We start from the raw sequence: 17,707 nt of genomic DNA, 5'->3' as shown, positions 1-17,707 counted from the left end.
AAATATTATAAACTATCTAATAATTCTACGAGAGTTTTTCCAATACGCGCAGGAGAAGTGGCAATACGAATGCCAGCTTCCTGCATCGCTGCTATTTTATCTTCAGCTTTTCCTTTACCACCAGAAATAACTGCACCAGCATGCCCCATAGTGCGACCAGGAGGCGCTGTGGTACCAGAAACAAAACCAACCATCGGTTTCTTTCTTCCACATCTAGCCTCATCTTTTAAAAAAATAGCAGCCTCTTCTTCTGCTGTTCCCCCAATTTCACCAACCATAACAATTGATTCTGTAGCATCATCCTTTAAAAACAACTCAAGAATATCTATAAACTCTGTTCCTTTCACAGAATCACCACCAATACCGACAGCTGTACTTTGCCCCAATCCTTCTTTAGAGGTTTGGTATACAGCTTCATATGTAAGAGTTCCAGAACGAGATAAAATGCCCACAGATCCTTTGCGGAAAATAGAACCTGGCATAATTCCTATTTTGCAGGAATCAGGTGTCAAAATTCCAGGACAATTAGGCCCAATAAGTCGAGAAGAAGATTTTTCAAGATGAGCTTTTACTCGAACCATATCTAAAACTGGTATACCTTCAGTAATACAAACAATCAAAGGAATTTCCGCTTCAATAGATTCAATAATAGCATCACAAGCTCCGCTAGGAGGGACATATATCACAGAAGCATTAGCACCTGTAATCTCTTTTGCTTTTGCAACAGTAGAAAAAACAGGGACTTCAACATTTGCTCCAGACCAATAAGTACCGCCTTTCTTAGGATGTATTCCCCCAACAATCTGTGTGTTACAATAAAGAATAGCTTGTTCTGTATGAAAAGTTCCAGCCTTACCTGTTAATCCTTGAACAAGAACTTTGGTATTCTTATCAACTAGGATAGACACAATATTCAAACTCCTTTCACTGCATGTACTATTTTCTGAGCTGCATCATCTAAATCAATTGCAGTAATAACGTTCAAACCACTTTCCATAATCAATTTATTTCCAATATCCACATTAGCTCCTTCTAGACGCATAACAAGGGGAATATTGATCTTTACTTCTTGAACGGCAGATAAAATTCCCTTGACCAACACATCACATCTCATAATACCCCCAAATATATTGATCAGTATGCCCTTAACAGAATGATCTGATGTGATAATCTTAAAAGCTGCTGCTACTTTGTCTTGATCAGCACCCCCTCCAACGTCGAGAAAATTAGCAGGAGATCCTCCGTACAGTTTAATAATATCCATGGTCGCCATGGCTAAACCAGCACCATTAACCATACAACCAATATTACCATCAAGCGCTATATAAGAAAGATCATGCTTTTTAGCTTCTATTTCTCTGATGTCTTCCTCTAAAACATCACGTAATTCTTGAATATCTGACTGCCGATATAACGCATTATCATCAAAAGATATTTTAGAATCTAATACTCTTAAACGACCATTTTCCATAATAATCAATGGGTTAATTTCTAGCAAACTCATATCTTTTTCACAAAAAGCCTTATAAAGACTAGGGAAAAGAAGCTCACCATCGATACGAGCTTGTCCTTTTAATTTAAGAACATCACACAATTTTGCAACATCTTCAGAAGTAACCCCTATCACAGAATCAATAAGCAGTTTGCAAATGTTATCAGGACTGTCTTTAGCAACTTCCTCAATGTCCATTCCTCCTTGAGTAGAAGCAATAAAAGCAATCTTACCGGACATTCTATCTACCAAAAGAGAAAGATATAATTCTTTTTCAATATCAGCACCATCTTCAATGTACAAATGATTAACTTTGCTGCCCATTGGTCCAGTTTGTTTTGTTACAAGTGTGGCACCAAGCATCTCACGAATATCAGACATAACAGATTCGAAAGAACTCTCAACACGTACACCGCCCTTTGAACCAGCAGGTAACTCTTTAAAAAACCCTTTACCTCGCCCTCCAGCATGAATCTGACTTTTAACAACATATAATTTGCCAGGAAGACTTTTAATTGCTGATTCTGCCTCATGAACAGATGAAATTACCACGCCGTCAGCAACTGGAACTCCATATTTTTTTAATAACGCCTTAGCTTGATATTCATGAATATCCATAATACATCACTATCCTTTTATGCCAAAGATGAAACCAATTTAGTACAAGAATTGCATAAATTAACAGTAGCATTGACTGATTTTTGAAAAGTATCCTTTTCATCAGCAACAAAGTTTAATTCAACAATCTTTTCAACTCCTTTATGCCCAATAATAACTGGAACTCCAACGTAAAATCCATCAACACCATATTGTCCTGAAAGATATGCCGCACAAGGAAATAGATTTTTCTTATTTCTTAAGTATGACTCCGCCATTGCTATAGCAGAAGAAGCAGGAGCATAATATGCAGAACCAGATCCAAGCAATCCAACAATCTCCGCACCACCTTCACGAGTTCTCTTGACAATTTGATCAATTTTTTCTTGCGTGGTCCAACCAAGTTTCACAAGATCAAGAATAGGAATACCGGAAACAGTAGCATATCTAACCATTGGAACCATAGAATCCCCATGACTACCCAATACAAGAGCAGTCACAGATTCAACAGAAACACCAAACTCTTGTGCTAAAAAATAGCGAAACCGCGCTGAATCCAAAATACCCGCCATTCCAACCACCATATGCGATGGTAAACCAGAAAATTTCTGAAGAGCCCATACCATAGCATCAAGAGGATTCGTAATACAAATCACGAATGAATCAGGAGCATATTTACGAATCCCTGCCCCTACTTTTTCAATAGACTTTAAATTATCAGCAAGCAAATCATCACGACTCATCGATGGTTTGCGAGGAATCCCAGCTGTGACAATACAAACATCAGCTCCCGCAATATCGGAATAATCACTAGTTCCACCTAACTGCACATCAAAACCTTCAACTGGTGAAGATTCTGCAATATCAAGCGCTTTTCCACGCGGCATACCGTCTACTATATCAAGCAAAACAACATCTCCAAGCTTTTTAAGGGCAGCAAGATGCGCAAGTGTTCCGCCAATCATCCCAGACCCTATAAGAGCAATCTTATTCGACTTCATTACGCATCCTTTCTACAAGCTTTCTACAAGAAAAATATCGTTTGCCTTTATATATAAAAATTACTTATTGTTTTAGAAAATAATTTACACCTTTAGTTGATAATAAAATATTACAAACATCCACTATAATATGATGCCTACCAATATATTGCACACTAAACATCTCAAATAACCGAGAGATAGTCCTTTGAAATTCAAATTTTAAAACTCCTTGATCGGAAAACAAAAGCTCTATACCCACTTCAGCTGATATAATTAAACCAGTTTTATGTTCATAGAAAACATCTATTAACATGATAAAGCGTTTTATCCAATCCTTATGATCTCTTTTTAATAATGGAATATCATCTATAATAACAATATCAAATCGGGTAGCAATTTCTACAAAATCATTAGCAGACAGAAGCCTATCACAAAGATCAAAAAAAGAAAAGCGCGCTGTTCTATCACAAAAAAAGGGGACATGAATCTTATACCCTACCTCTGTAACAATATCACAAGAAAGAGATTTATTTCCTTTTATTATATAAGCCCACAACTTGTCCATGAGCACTCTATTGTCAGAATCAAGTGGAGTAATATAAATAGGAAGAACTGTCTTCTCTTTTCTACGATAATCTTGTTCTGAATCCAAACAAATCACTTCAAGTTGTTCCCGCAAAAGCGTTATAAACGGAATAAGAAGATCACGATTTATTCCATCTTCATAAAGACTTTCCGGAATAAAATTTGATGTAATCACTATAATACAACCGCGTGAAAGTAGTGCAGAAAATAATCGAGACAAAATCATTGCATCAGCAATATTAGTTACCATTAATTCATCAAGGCATATTACTCTCGATTCTAAAATAATCGATTCTGCAACCAATGATATAAGATCTGATTCGGTAATTTCTCCAATTTCTATCTTATTGCGATACGTAATAATACGGCTATGAACACTTTTCATAAATTCATAAAAATGAAGTTTGCACTTCTTTTTTGTAGGAACAAGCGTAAAAAAAATGTTCATAAGCATACTTTTACCTTTTCCAACACCTCCATAGAGATAAATGCCTTTAATAAGGCTATATTTTCTATTTATAGTTAGAAAATTCAAAATCTTGGAAAAAATGCTGCTTTCCTGTTTTTTATGCTTATATAAATTGGCTAGAATACGATCAAAGGATTTCGCAACTCTTTCTTGATTTGGATCATATTTTATTTTTTTATCTTGAACTAATGAAACAAGTTCACCGCCAACGAAATCAAAAAACAGCAACGTACACCCACAAAATAAATATTTCAGAAAAGATAAAAGAAACGCTAATCTAATTACCGCGAAATGATAAGTTTGTCATCTTCATCCTGAGGAGAGTCATTAGAAGATTTTTCCCCAACAAAATATCCCTCAAAAGAATTCTGATCAATTTTATGAAACACAACGATATTCTTGCCATTTTTATTTTTAATTTCAAATGTATCCTCATCTATTATATTCCACGCAGACAAAGAGACCAATCTACCATTGCAATTTACAGCAGTTCCACGAAAATTATTTTTAAATCGAGTCAATGTCAGAATCATACTACAAGAACCATTCTTATGTGATATCTTCCAAGCACCTATTATTCCCATCCTAATAGAAGTATTATCCTTAGTTATAACGGAATTATTGTCCTCATAATATTCTTCTTCGGGAACAGGCGCAGGTAGAATCTCTGATTCAATAGAGTCATCAGTAGAATCATAATTAGTTTTTTTTAAAAAAAACTCACTAAAATTTATATATTTACAGCCATAAGAGGATAATACGAGCATGAAAAAAAATATAAAACCAAAACGGTAATATTGCATCTATCATTCCTTATCACATTCATAGTTACCACCAATAACCAACATATTCAAAAAAAATTTCTAAACATAAAAAATATTCAAAATAAAATTATAATTTACGCTCCAACATCATCATTTTTATTTTCGCAATTGCTTTTGCTGGATTAAGCCCTTTAGGACAACTCTGAGCGCAATTTATAATTGTATGACAACGATATAATCTAAAAGGATCTTCAAGGTTATCAAGACGCTCTCCTTGAAATTCATCTCGAGAATCAACCAACCAACGATACGCCTGTAATAATACAGCTGGACCAAGATATCTATCAGAATTCCACCAATAACTTGGACAAGAAGTTGAGCAACAAGCACACATAACACACTCATAAAGACCATCTATTTTCTGACGATCTTCATGACTCTGCAATAGCTCTTTAGCAGGTTTTGAAGAAACAGTTTTAAGCCATGGTTCAATTGAACGATGTTGAGCATAAAAATGCGACATATCAACAACCAGATCTTTAACTACAGACATATGAGGAAGGGGATATACCTTTACAGCCCCCTTAATATCTTTCATATCTTTTATACAAGCTAATGTATTAGTACCATCTATATTCATACTACAAGAACCACAAATACCTTCGCGACACGAACGACGCAAAGTTAAAGTAGGATCAACCTTATTTTTAATATACAAAAGCCCATCAAGAACCATAGGACCACAATCATCTAAATCGACATGATAAGTATCAATAGACGGATTATCCTTATTATCAGGATTCCATCGATAAATACGATATTCCCGCAAATTCTTTGCCCCAGTAAGAGCTTTCCAAATTTTCCCTCTCTTCACACGAGATCTCTTTGGCAACATAATTTGAACCATAATAAAATACCTATACTAATAAACACGCGCTTTAGGAGCTATCTTAGAATATTCAATCCCACCACAAAGTAATTCAGTATGAACTGGACGATAATCAATCTTAATTTTCCCAGTGTAACAATCAACCCAACAAAGAGAATGTTTTCGCCAATTAACATCATCACGTCCACCAAATTCACCATCTTTATAATCTTCTCTCGCATGAGATCCCCTGCTTTCTTTACGGGCTTCTGCAGAGTAAACCGTAGAAATCGCATTGACCATCAAATTTTGCAATTCAAGAGTTTCTACAAGATCCGAATTCCAAATTAACGAACGATCATAAACTTTTAGATCAGCCATTTCATTCCAAATAGCTGAAAGATTACGACACCCATCGGATAGAGATTCTTGAGTACGAAAAACACCTGCATCTAATTGCATTGCTCGCTGCATCTTATCTCGCAAAATAGCAGTAGGAATATGACCATCAGCATGCCTCAAACGATCAAATCGATCCATAATGCGATCACAAGAAGAAACATCCAAACTAGGAATTGGGCAAGATTTATCAATTATCTCCGCAGCACGGATAACAGCAGCTCTACCAAAAACCACTAAATCAATCAATGAATTTGATCCAAGACGATTTGCACCATGAACTGAAGCACATCCAGCTTCACCAATCGCCATCAAACCATGAGCAAAACGTTCTGGATTTCTACTATCCGCATCTAAAACTTCTCCCCAATAGTTGGTTGGAATACCTCCCATATTATAATGTACAGTAGGAATGACAGGAATAGGATCGCGTGTTACATCAACGCCAGCAAAAATCCGCGCAGATTCGGATATACCCGGCAAACGCTCTTGAAGAATTGAAGGGTCAAGATGATTTAAATATAGATATATATGATCCTTATTCTTACCAACACCTCGCCCTTCTCTTATTTCCATCATCATACAACGTGAAACAACGTCACGAGAAGCAAGATCTTTCGCCGAAGGAGCATAACGCTCCATAAAACGTTCTCCTTTAGAGTTGACTAGATAGCCTCCCTCTCCACGAGCTCCCTCTGTAATAAGACAACCTGCACCATAAATACCTGTCGGATGAAACTGTACAAATTCCATATCCTGCAGTGGAAGACCTGCACGAGCGATCATACCAGCACCATCACCAGTACAAGTATGGGCTGATGTTGCAGAAAAGTAAGCTCGACCATATCCACCAGTCGCTAATACAACTAATTTAGCAGAAAAACGATGAATCTCACCTGTCTCTAGCTGCCAAGCAACAACACCAATACATCGACCTTCTGCATTGCTGATAAGATCAAGCGCGAAATATTCAATAAAAAACTCTGCATTATTCTTCAGAGCTTGCCCATATAGAGTATGTAAAATAGCATGCCCTGTTCTATCTGCGGCAGCACAAGTCCTTTGAACTGGAGGACCATCTCCATAGTTTTGCATATGTCCACCAAAAGGACGCTGATAAATTTTACCAGATTCATTGCGTGAAAAGGGAACACCATAATGCTCTAATTCATAAACAGAATTCGGAGCTTCCATCGCAAGATACTGAGCCGCATCTACATCTCCAAGCCAATCAGAACCTTTAATAGTATCGTACAAATGCCACTGCCAACTATCTGGCGTCATATTAGCAAGTGAAGCTGCAATTCCTCCCTGCGCAGCAACTGTATGCGAACGAGTCGGAAAAACTTTTGTAATGCACGCAGTCTTAAACCCCTTTTCAGCCATACCTAAAGTAGCACGTAATCCAGCCCCTCCAGCACCGACAACGACAACATCATATGAATGATCCACATAGGTGTATGCAGATTTAAGGCTAGAAGAACTACTCATAGGGTATTACCTAAGACCGCAATCTTTAAAATGGAAACCAACGAAAAAGCAATAAGAAAAAAAACAAAAAAACTGTTCATAAAAAGAAACATAACCTTAAGCGGCCTTGAATGAATATAATCTTCAATAATTACTTGCATACCAAGTTGCATATGTACAGCGATCGAAATGATTCCTAATCCCATAAAAGATGCAATAAAAACATTAGATATCACAGAAACAATATTCTCATACGAAGAATTCCCATTCTTCACAAAAAAAACAATAAAAAAAACAATAAAAGGAATATTAGCAACGGCAGTAAACCTTTGTTTTAAAAAATGCCCTGTACCATCCTTAGCAGATCCCATGCCCCGAACTTTTCCTAAACCACTACGCATATTAAAATCCCATCTTCATTTTTCTAGACGATATCCTTTATTATCCAAATTGCCAATACTACTATGACAGCAATAATAATGTTAATTTTTGCCATTTGAGTAGCGATTTTTTTATCTAATAACGCACCAGAATCCCAAATAAGATATCTAATACCGCCTAACATATGATGGATAATCGCCCAAGTGTACAAAAAAAAACATACCTCGAAAAAAGAACTGTCTATATAATACCTTAAATCACTTAATGCAGTCTTTCCACTCGCAACACAAAAAAACCAAAGAACCACTACAGGAGTTCCCAAATAAACCACCGAACCCGCAATACGATGTGCAATAGAGACAAACATAGTGGGAATCAACTTATAAATTTGTAAATGCGGAGAAAGTGGTCGATTATTCTTAATATTAAACATCTATTTTAAATAAATCCTTTCCAATACAAACATAAATTATTGCTTCAAATATATTCATAAAATTATTAATATTTGATACAAAAAAATATTCCTATAAAAATTACAAGCACAAAATAATTATAATTTAAAAATTACACCTATATTTGTATTCACTAAAGTGGCGGATTAGAAAGTTTTCCCATACAACATATTTCTAAATACTCATCGATTGTAACAGGTTGCACCGAAAGACGAGAACATGTAACCAAAATCATTTGAGAAAGACGCAAATTAGCTTTAACAGATACCAAATTAACAGGAAAAGGCATACTACAAACTGCACGTATATCTACACATTCCCAACATGACGACCCCTCTGCTGTTGGATCAGGATATGCGCAAGTGATCACTTCAATAATCCCTACAATTTCACGATCCTTATTAGAATGATAAAAAAATCCTTTATCACCAACACACATCTTCCTCATATTATTACGAGCCTGATAATTACGCACTCCTGTCCAAGCTTCCCCAATATGCCCTTTATCTTGTTGCATTTTCCAAGACCATACACACGGTTCAGACTTTACAAGCCAATATGCCATTTATCCCTCTCGCATTCATAAAAATCTACCTATGAGGTAAATTATATTAATTTTTATTTCTACAAGAGTGATCAAAAAAAATCCCCAATGCTTTATCTATAGTCAATCGATTCATCATAATATCTGATATCGCCTGAAAAATTGGCAAATGCAAATCCATTTTTTTTGATATATGAATCACGCGTGAAGCTGCAATTCCCCCTTCTACTAACCGCATTTGGTCAAAGTTTTGTTGTTCTCCTTTTCCAAGCGATACACCAAAACTAAAGTTACGAGACTGTTCACTTGTAGCTGTTAATATTAAATCCCCTATACCAGACAAACCTAGAATTGTATCAGCACGACCTCCCATGGCTTCTGCCAATTTTATCATTTCTGACAAACCCTGCACAATAATCATTGCGCGAGCCGATTCTCCAAACCCTCTTCCTTTTGCAATACCGCTCGCTATAGCAATAACATTTTTTAAAGCACCTCCAATTTGAACACCAATACGATCATCTGAACAATATACTTGAAATGAATTATGCGAAAGAATCTTAGAAAGACGACGTGATATCTCGATATTTTCAGAAGACAAAATCACTCCCACAGGCAATTCTTGAGCAATATCGCATGCAAAACCAGGACCAGAAAGAACTGAGATAGAATGAGATGGAAGTACTTTTTCTGAATAAGTGCTGAGCAACATTCCACTATGATATTCAAAACCTTTGGAACAAATGACAATTTGTGCACAATCTTTTAGCCACTTTTTATAAAAATTAAGAGCCTCTCCATATCCCTTAGAAGAAGTAGCAAACAAGACAATATCAGCCTCTTGCAAAAGCGTATGATCCGATGAAAAATGTAAAAGAGAAGAAAGTTTTATATCAGGAAGAGATTTTGCATTGATTCTTGTATCTTCAAGTTGTTTAATCATATTTACGTTACGTCCAAGCAACGTAACATTTGCATGCCCGCGTGATGCGATAATGTTAGAAAGCGCTGTTCCAAAAGCTCCAGCTCCAATCACAAATATTTTATGACAATTATTCATGCTTTGACTCCGCGCTTACCAGATCCTATTTTTGCAGGAGATTTTTCATCTAAAGGCCATCGAGGACGAGGCAATACAGATATATCATCTGAAGGAAATCCAGCCACCATCCTTTCCAAAGCCGCCCAAGCAATCATTACCGCATTATCCGTACATAAACGTGCTGGAGGAGCAATAAAACGAAAACCATGTAAAGCACAAAAATCAACAAGAGAAGAGCGAATAAAACTATTAGAAGCCACCCCACCAGAAACCACTAATACTGCCTTTTTATGTGGAAAAGCCTCACTAAATAGATTAAATCCCTGCTTTAATCTTTCTTGTAGAATACGCACAATCGTTACTTGAAATGATGCACAAATATCAGATACATCTTGTTTTTTAAGAACCTCAAAAGATCGTATTGTTCTCTGAACAGATGTTTTTAATCCAGAAAAAGAAAAATCGCACAATGTTCCTTCTACCGAAGGACAGGGAAAATTAAAACGCTGACCATCTCCCATTAACGCCTCTTTTTCGATTTCCACCCCGCCTGGATATGACAATCCCAGTGACTTGGCAATTTTATCAAAACACTCTCCAATGGCATCATCTATAGTTGTTCCCAAGCGATCATAGCACGCTATATTCCTTACCAATAAAATTTGTGTATGCCCCCCAGAAACCAATAAAACCAAATAAGGAAAAGCAACGCCATCTGTCAAACGTGATGTCAAAATATGGCCTTCTAAATGATTTATAGCGTAAAAAGGTTTATGACTAGCATAAGAAATAGCTTTAGCCGTCATTAAGCCAACAATCAATCCTCCCATCAATCCTGGCCCCGCTGTAACTGCTATTGAATCCATGTCAGAAATTTGCATATTAGCACGTAATAAGGTTTGTTTTATCAAAATATCTAAAACATCTACGTGAGAACGAGCAGCAATTTCAGGAATCACTCCCCCGTAATGACTATGTTGATCAATTTGAGATAAAACAGCTTCTGCAAGAATCTCATTATGAGAATCTGTACTGCGTACTATAGCAACAGCTGTTTCATCACAACTTGTTTCGATCCCGATAACCGTTTTTTGTATTTCAGACATTGCAATACTTTATTTTTTACGCTTATTAAATAATTTGGTTTTTGATAGCATAGACGAATACATATGGAAAACAAAGCTTTTAAAATAGGAACACGTTGTAGCCCATTAGCTTTAGCACATGCTTTTGAAACACGTTCTTACCTTATAGATGTGCATAAACTATCTCCTCATAACATTGTAATTGTCCCTTTATCAACCAAAGGAGATCGTATTACAAATAGATCATTAACAGAAATAGGAGGAAAAGGATTATTTACGGAAGAAATCGAAAAAAAATTGATATCAGGTGAAATTGATCTTGCAGTACATTCTGCTAAAGATATGCCTACCAAATTACTCAAAGGTCTGCAAATTTCAGCTTATCTACCCCGTGAAAACATCCGTGATGTATTCATTAGCAATACTGCGAATTCACTTGATGATCTTGCCCCTAATAGCATTGTTGGCACATCATCTTTACGTCGTAAAGCACTTTTACTACGACAGCGTCCTGATATATCCGTCATAGATTTCCGTGGTAAAATAGAAACACGCCTAACGAAGCTTAAAAACAATAAAGCAGACGCTATCTTACTCGCATATGCTGGAATCAAAAGGCTACAAAAAGAAAATGTTATTACTGAAATCCTCAATCTTGAGGATTTTCCTCCATCTCCTGGACAAGGTGCTATTTGTATTGAAACACACATTGATAACACCAAAGCGCAAGAATTAGCGAGATCCCTTAATCACAAAGAAACATGGGATAGCGTAAGATGTGAACGTGCATTCCTTGCTGAATTAGATGGATCCTGCAAAAGCGCCATCGCTGGATTTGCGCATTGCAAAGAACAAACCCTTTATTTCCGTGGTATAGTATTATCTCCCGATGGAAAAATTTTTCATGAAGTTTCAAGAAATGGAAACCGTTGCGATGCTATCCATATAGGTCGAGATGCTGGCCAATACATACGATATATATCAAACAAAACTATTTTTAACTTTTGAACTTTCGAAGTGTTTCTATAATATAGACTTAAAATCAATAATTTTTATGAAAAAATTCGTTGCCAAACGATATTGATATTGCCCTTTACACTATCAAAAATTAATTGATTTATTAAATGCTTCCTTACCTTATAATCAAATACTATTGATTAAAAGAAAACACCGAATTCCAAAAAATTATTGCAAAATATCAAGCACAATAATACCGTAATAGAAATAAAAAATGTAATGTAATTGTTAAATAATTATAGGTCAAATAATGCGCATAGTTATCACAAGACCAACAAAAAAAGCGCTATACACACAAGAAAAAATAAAAGAAATGGGCTGTACTCCTATTATGATGCCCCTCTCTTATTTTACTTATGACAGACAATCTGTCTTTCTTGCGCTACAAGAACCATATGGAGGTATTGCGATTACCAGCAGCGAATCTCTCTCCACACTACCCGTAGATTTTTCCCGCCATAGCCCTCTATTTGTTATAGGAGAAGCAAGCTCTCATCTCGCACGACAAAAGGGATTTTCTGAAATATTTCACACTCAAGATAATAGCATTGGTTTAGCAAAGATAATTGTCGAGAAAAAAGAATTGTTTACCCCCCAAAAACCTTTGATATATCTAGGAGGAAATCCTAGAAGTATACATTTTGAAAATTATCTCAGACAACATGATGTTCCTTTAAAAATCATTGATTGTTATTGTAGTTGGAGTATACACTACCCTGAAATAGCCACGAAAAATATACTTCACAATGCAGATTTTATATTATTTTATTCTCGATCTGCCGTGTCATACTTTTTTCATTTACCTTTACCCATAAAAATATCTGCACATTTCCTATGTTTGAGCAAAAATATCGCATCTGCTATACCTTCAACTTACATGAATATAATTGCAGTGGCACGTTTTCCGAAAGAAAACTCTTTGTTAGATCTCCTCTCCTTAAAGAAAGAGAATATGCAGATAAAAGATAATATTTTATGTGAAATTAATAAGTTAAGTATAAAATCTTCATAGATTGTTTGAAATATGATTTAATTGTTGGTATAAAATCCTTGATAAAAACAATTTTTGCTGGTGGTTAATAATTTAAAAGATTAAAGAATTTTGATAACATTAAGATCCACATGGTGTACGACAGTTTGTTAGAATAGAAAATTATGAACATGACCATGTGATGAGGAGAAAAAATATGACCCATGTTCCCGATTCTTCCTCGGAAGAACCTGTTCGTAAGTCTGCAGAAACATCTGAAAAAGAAACGACAGATTCATCTAATTCTTACGTGGAAAAAACAACTTGGAGAAACTTTTTCTGCATAAAAAAAGGTGGAAGTAGATTGTTTTTAAAATTGCTCATCACATTATTCGTAGCGGTTTTAGCATGTATTTTGATACTTTTATCGATATTCATAAAAACAAATATTTATACCAATGATCCTGTTAATCATTCATCCAGTATAGATTCTGAAAAAAATTCTTCGCCTAGCAACGAATTAGACACAAACAAAAACACAGATATGTATTTTACAGGTTTGAAGATACAAGATAAAAAGATTTCTTCTAAAGAACAAGAAAATGTAAACAATAATGTAAACAATAATGATATTAAATCTTTGTTAGAAGAAGTATCTTCTCTAAAAAAGATGATATCGGATCTTAACAAAAATTATCAAAATATCATTGCTCGTCTGACAAAGACAGAATATTTAATTGCTAATCCTCTTAAAAATCCTGACACCCAACGTATTATTTCTCTTCTCATTTTAAAAAATTCAATAGATAAAAAAGGAAACTTCTTAAAAGATGAATTTTCTGTCTTAAAACCGTGCACTTCCGTTCTGATGCAATTTTCTAATACAAAAATCCCTACAACAGTAGAAATTTTGACACAATTTACAAAAGTTTCTGAGGAAATGATTTTTGCAGGTGAATCTCTTGATCATGATTCAGGATTTACAGATTATCTACTGCTACAACTCAATAGATTAATAAAAGTACGTCTTATGGGAGAAAATATTGAAGGGGATTCAATAACAGCCATAATCGCTCGTATTGAAAATAATCTTAAAACAGGAGATCTCATAAAAGCAGCTTCCGAATGGGACAAGATTCCAGAAAAAGCAAAGCAACCTGGTGTATATTTGAGAAATGCGATTGAAGCACATATTTGTTCTGATGCAATATTGGAAGAAGAAATGAATAAAATTTCACAAAATAATTTATCATAGGAATATAATATTTATTATGCTACGTTTTGTATATTATTTTTGTATGATCTTACTAATGGCTTGTAGTTTTGCCATAGTTTCCTATTATCCAGATGGTATTTCCATTATTTGGGGAAATAAAATTTATCAAACAAGCACTTTTGTAGTATTGTTAATCGCGTATCTTTTTCTATTGGCGTTGATGGTGATATTTAGTGTTTCGCGATTTTTTTTATCATTTCCTTCTATACTTGTTCAGATGTTTCGTAAACGTACCTATGATAAAGAATGTCAAACATTATGTACAAGCATCATATCGATTGCCGCGCAAAATATACCATTAGCTCGAAAAATGTTTTCTCAAATATCTCAAGGGCATATTTCTCATAACAAATCTCTCGTTAATATGTTAGAAGTACAGATAAATTTAGCTGACAAACAATATAACGTTGCTCGTGAAAAATTGGAAATGATGTTGCATATTTCATCTACAAGAGAATTTGCAATTTATACTTTATATCTAGAATCCCGCCGTATAGGCGATTTAAAATCAGCTCAGCGCTATGCAAAAAAAGCTTTGAAATTTTCCCCTGATCTACCTTGGGTTATTGAAGCAGTCGTACAACATTTCGCATTAGAACAAGAATGGTCTGAAGCCATTTCTTTCTTAGATAAGAAACATAAAAAAATAAACATTATAAAATATAATCGCATTAAAGAGACGCTTCTAATAGCACGCTCTTTAGAAAATGCAAAAAAAGGTAATATTCTCGATTCTTATAACGATGCGATAGAATCATTGAAACTGCGCGATAATTCAATTATGGGATCAATATGTGCTGCCAAGGCTTTAATTGCCCAAAATAAAAAAAGAAAAGCGGAGGTTATTTTAGAAAAAATATGGAAAACAAATCCTCATCCTGAAATTGCATCTATTTATACTCGCCTTTTATCAAAGGATTCAACAGAACGGTTGAGGAAAGCGCTTCAATTAGAGGAAATCAATAAGAAAAGTGTAGAGTCCCTAATTATAGTTTCTAAAACTGCTTTAGAGGCAGGCAATATAGACCAAGCACGCACAAAGGCAATTCTTGCTATGCAAACTAACCCTAGAAAAGAAATATTTCTTCTGCTTGCTCAAATAGAAAAAGAAAGCTCCAACAACCTCAATAAAATTCTATCTTGGACACAAAAAGCCATACATTCAATACCAGATCCGATTTGGATATCAGATGATGGATCTTTATCATCTATATGGCTTCCTCTATCACCTATAAGCAAAGAGATCTGCTATTTTGAATGGAAAGTTCCAACTAAAAGTCCAGAATATATCTCCTATAAGAATATCTTCTCTTCTACAGAAGATGATCATCATATAGTAAAATCACAATTTTTTTTGGAAAATGGCAAAAAAAATTGTCTTCTTACTGCTGAGAACGATTCTTCATGTGAAGAAAATAATGAAATTATTGTAAATCCTTATATCCGGCAATTAGATGATCCTGGCGTTAAAAACAAACCAACACAATCAGTGTTTTATTGATCTGTGCAATTAGATATTATTCTGTGTTTTCCTGCTTAATATTAAACTGCATGATTTTTCCAATACTATTTACAATGAATAGTTTCTAGAATAGTAGGTAAAATTCAACACCATTAGAACTTTAGGATTTTATTTATGGAGAATCCTATAACATATAAGGGTATTTCGGAAAAAATGAAGATTATACAAGCTTTTACATTTGAAGCCGCTCATAGACTTCCCTTTGTGCCTAAAACTCACAAGTGTCATCGTATGCACGGACATTCCTATCGAGTAGAGCTGGTAATGGAAGGAAATGTAGATTCTAAAACTGGTTTTGTTGAAGATTTTTTCCAAATAGAAAAATATTTTGCTCCTCTATTAGAAAAATTAGATCATCATTGCCTCAATGAAGTTGAAGGCTTAGAAAATCCTACAGCGGAAAATATCGCTATTTGGATTTGGAAACATTTATTTTCATCTCTACCCATTTTGTCATCAGTACGCGTTTATGAAACACCTATGTCTTGGGTCGAATATCAAGGATTATGATGCAAAGCATTGTAGAAAATAAATCAAATGCTCTTTTGCTATTTTCAGGAGGACAAGATTCCTCTACTTGTCTTGCTTGGGCATTGCAAAAATTTGATAAGGTCGAAACTGTTGGCTTTGACTATGAACAGCGTAATAAAATAGAACTAGGATGTCGCCTTTTTTTACGTGAAAAAATGGTTAAACTCATACCAGAATGGAAACATTCTTTAGGAGAAGATCATATTTTGCCACTCGCAATACTTGGAAATATTACGCATTCATCACTCACAAAAAATATTGCAATGAATCTACAAAGCAAGAATTTACCAAATACATTTGTTCCTGGACGTAACATAATTTTTTTGGTATTTGCTGCCGCACTAGCATATCGTCGTGGAATAAAAAACATTATTGCTGGCATGTGTGAAACCGATTATTCGGGATATCCAGATTGTCGTCATGATACAATACGAGCCATTGAAATAGCTATTAATTTAGGAATGGAAAGCAATGTTACTATTCATACACCTTTAATGTGGCTCAAGAAATATGAAACTTGGAAACTTGTACAAGATATTGGAGGGCAAGATTTAGTAGATCTAATTCTTGAAGAAAGTCATACTTGCTATCTTGGAATACGGGATAAACGCCATGAATGGGGTTATGGTTGTGGCTCATGTCCAGCATGCCTTCTACGAGAGAAAGGTTGGATGGAATTTAAAGAAAAATATCCCAATAAGTTAAATACATTATCATAGCATAAATATCTATTATATTTTGACAGAAAATTTCCTTCCAATCCTCTGTTTTATGAGAGGGAATCTACATAATATTCGCAATCATTAGCAGTGCAAAATATCTATCACTGACAAATAGATAGTATTCAAGAGTATGGAAAAAAAAGAAGGCGAAATATAAAATGGATGTAAAAATCCACTAGTTGCATTTATAGGTGCAAATTTTTTTATTCATCATATTTTACCGATCTGATTTTTGATCGATATTTTTTCACTGTTAGTGAATAGCATCTGTGCATAAAGATATCATTATTGTATACATCATGATTTTAAATATATACACTTATTCAGTGAATATTTTTTTATTGAAAGTACGTGTAGAGGTTTGATGATGATGATTAATCTATAAGGTAAATATTTCTCTTTCATCCTAGAAAAGGATATCGTTTGTCGAAAGAGTTATTTTTCATAGGAGTCTTTCGATTTGTCGGTTTATTGGGATTTTTTATCGCATTTAATTGATTTTTATCAATAATATTCAGAGATTAATATTCAAATTTAT

Annotated in this window: 18 protein-coding genes; 6 read left to right on the top strand and 12 right to left on the bottom strand. The window is 34.8% G+C overall.

The window, feature by feature from the left end:
• Positions 1-5: 5 nt before the first annotated feature.
• From sucD to tsaD, 12 genes are all read right to left on the bottom strand, one after another.
• A complete protein-coding gene (gene sucD / locus G293_RS04775) occupies positions 6-908 on the bottom strand; it encodes a succinate--CoA ligase subunit alpha (RefSeq protein ID WP_047264525.1) in 903 nt (300 codons plus the stop codon).
• A 5-nt stretch (positions 909-913) separates the two neighbouring features.
• Positions 914-2,110 (bottom strand): ADP-forming succinate--CoA ligase subunit beta, encoded by a 1,197-nt coding sequence (gene sucC, locus G293_RS04770; RefSeq protein ID WP_047264524.1) that lies wholly within the window; start codon positions 2,108-2,110, stop codon positions 914-916.
• 17 nt (positions 2,111-2,127) lie between these two features.
• On the bottom strand, positions 2,128-3,090 hold the full coding sequence (gene mdh / locus G293_RS04765) for a malate dehydrogenase (protein WP_047264523.1): 963 nt from the start codon (positions 3,088-3,090) through the stop codon (positions 2,128-2,130).
• A gap of 64 nt (positions 3,091-3,154) precedes the next feature.
• Complete coding sequence (zapE, locus tag G293_RS04760; RefSeq protein ID WP_244464379.1) at positions 3,155-4,354, bottom strand: cell division protein ZapE; 1,200 nt, start codon at positions 4,352-4,354, stop codon at positions 3,155-3,157.
• A gap of 53 nt (positions 4,355-4,407) precedes the next feature.
• Positions 4,408-4,929 carry an AprI/Inh family metalloprotease inhibitor gene (locus G293_RS04755; protein ID WP_047264522.1) on the bottom strand — a complete coding sequence of 174 codons (522 nt, stop codon included), beginning with the start codon at positions 4,927-4,929 and terminating at the stop codon, positions 4,408-4,410.
• A gap of 88 nt (positions 4,930-5,017) precedes the next feature.
• The gene (locus G293_RS04750) at positions 5,018-5,797 is read right to left on the bottom strand and encodes a succinate dehydrogenase iron-sulfur subunit (protein WP_047264521.1); all 780 of its coding nucleotides are present in this window, start codon (positions 5,795-5,797) and stop codon (positions 5,018-5,020) included.
• A 15-nt stretch (positions 5,798-5,812) separates the two neighbouring features.
• A complete protein-coding gene (gene sdhA / locus G293_RS04745) occupies positions 5,813-7,648 on the bottom strand; it encodes a succinate dehydrogenase flavoprotein subunit (RefSeq protein WP_047264520.1) in 1,836 nt (611 codons plus the stop codon).
• Complete coding sequence (sdhD, locus tag G293_RS04740; protein WP_047264519.1) at positions 7,645-8,028, bottom strand: succinate dehydrogenase, hydrophobic membrane anchor protein; 384 nt, start codon at positions 8,026-8,028, stop codon at positions 7,645-7,647. The genes sdhA and sdhD overlap by 4 nt, the downstream gene beginning before the upstream one ends.
• Before the next feature lie 23 nt (positions 8,029-8,051).
• A complete protein-coding gene (sdhC, locus tag G293_RS04735; protein ID WP_047264518.1) occupies positions 8,052-8,441 on the bottom strand; it encodes a succinate dehydrogenase, cytochrome b556 subunit in 390 nt (129 codons plus the stop codon).
• A 152-nt stretch (positions 8,442-8,593) separates the two neighbouring features.
• Positions 8,594-9,025 (bottom strand): EVE domain-containing protein, encoded by a 432-nt coding sequence (locus tag G293_RS04730; RefSeq protein WP_047264517.1) that lies wholly within the window; start codon positions 9,023-9,025, stop codon positions 8,594-8,596.
• Positions 9,026-9,071: 46 nt separating this feature from the next.
• Complete coding sequence (locus tag G293_RS04725; protein WP_047264516.1) at positions 9,072-10,064, bottom strand: NAD(P)H-dependent glycerol-3-phosphate dehydrogenase; 993 nt, start codon at positions 10,062-10,064, stop codon at positions 9,072-9,074.
• Entirely contained in the window at positions 10,061-11,152 is a 1,092-nt protein-coding gene (gene tsaD / locus G293_RS04720) for a tRNA (adenosine(37)-N6)-threonylcarbamoyltransferase complex transferase subunit TsaD (protein WP_047264515.1), read from the bottom strand. The genes G293_RS04725 and tsaD overlap by 4 nt, the downstream gene beginning before the upstream one ends.
• A gap of 63 nt (positions 11,153-11,215) precedes the next feature.
• On the opposite strand from tsaD, the gene hemC reads away from it, so the two are divergent.
• The 6 genes from hemC to queC all read left to right on the top strand — a co-directional run bounded on the left by hemC (position 11,216) and on the right by queC (position 17,166).
• The gene (hemC, locus tag G293_RS04715) at positions 11,216-12,139 is read left to right on the top strand and encodes a hydroxymethylbilane synthase (RefSeq protein WP_047264514.1); all 924 of its coding nucleotides are present in this window, start codon (positions 11,216-11,218) and stop codon (positions 12,137-12,139) included.
• Between the two features lie 259 nt (positions 12,140-12,398).
• Positions 12,399-13,160, top strand: coding sequence for a uroporphyrinogen-III synthase (locus G293_RS04710; RefSeq protein ID WP_083965962.1), 762 nt, complete (start codon positions 12,399-12,401; stop codon positions 13,158-13,160).
• 175 nt (positions 13,161-13,335) lie between these two features.
• Positions 13,336-14,373, top strand: a complete 1,038-nt coding sequence (locus G293_RS04705) for a COG4223 family protein (protein WP_047264513.1) — start codon at positions 13,336-13,338, stop codon at positions 14,371-14,373.
• A 16-nt stretch (positions 14,374-14,389) separates the two neighbouring features.
• Complete coding sequence (locus tag G293_RS04700) at positions 14,390-15,895, top strand: heme biosynthesis protein HemY (protein WP_047264512.1); 1,506 nt, start codon at positions 14,390-14,392, stop codon at positions 15,893-15,895.
• Between the two features lie 174 nt (positions 15,896-16,069).
• Positions 16,070-16,426 carry a 6-carboxytetrahydropterin synthase QueD gene (gene queD, locus G293_RS04695; RefSeq protein WP_047264731.1) on the top strand — a complete coding sequence of 119 codons (357 nt, stop codon included), beginning with the start codon at positions 16,070-16,072 and terminating at the stop codon, positions 16,424-16,426.
• Complete coding sequence (queC, locus tag G293_RS04690; RefSeq protein WP_047264511.1) at positions 16,426-17,166, top strand: 7-cyano-7-deazaguanine synthase QueC; 741 nt, start codon at positions 16,426-16,428, stop codon at positions 17,164-17,166. Before queD ends, queC begins: the two co-directional genes overlap by 1 nt.
• Positions 17,167-17,707: the final 541 nt, after the last annotated feature.

Origin of the sequence: Candidatus Liberibacter africanus PTSAPSY (assembly GCF_001021085.1) — a bacterium.
Taxonomy (GTDB): Bacteria; Pseudomonadota; Alphaproteobacteria; order Rhizobiales; family Rhizobiaceae; genus Liberibacter; species Liberibacter africanus.
The sequence above is the reverse complement of the archived record's forward strand: the minus strand, read 5'-3'. Positions and strand labels throughout refer to the sequence as shown.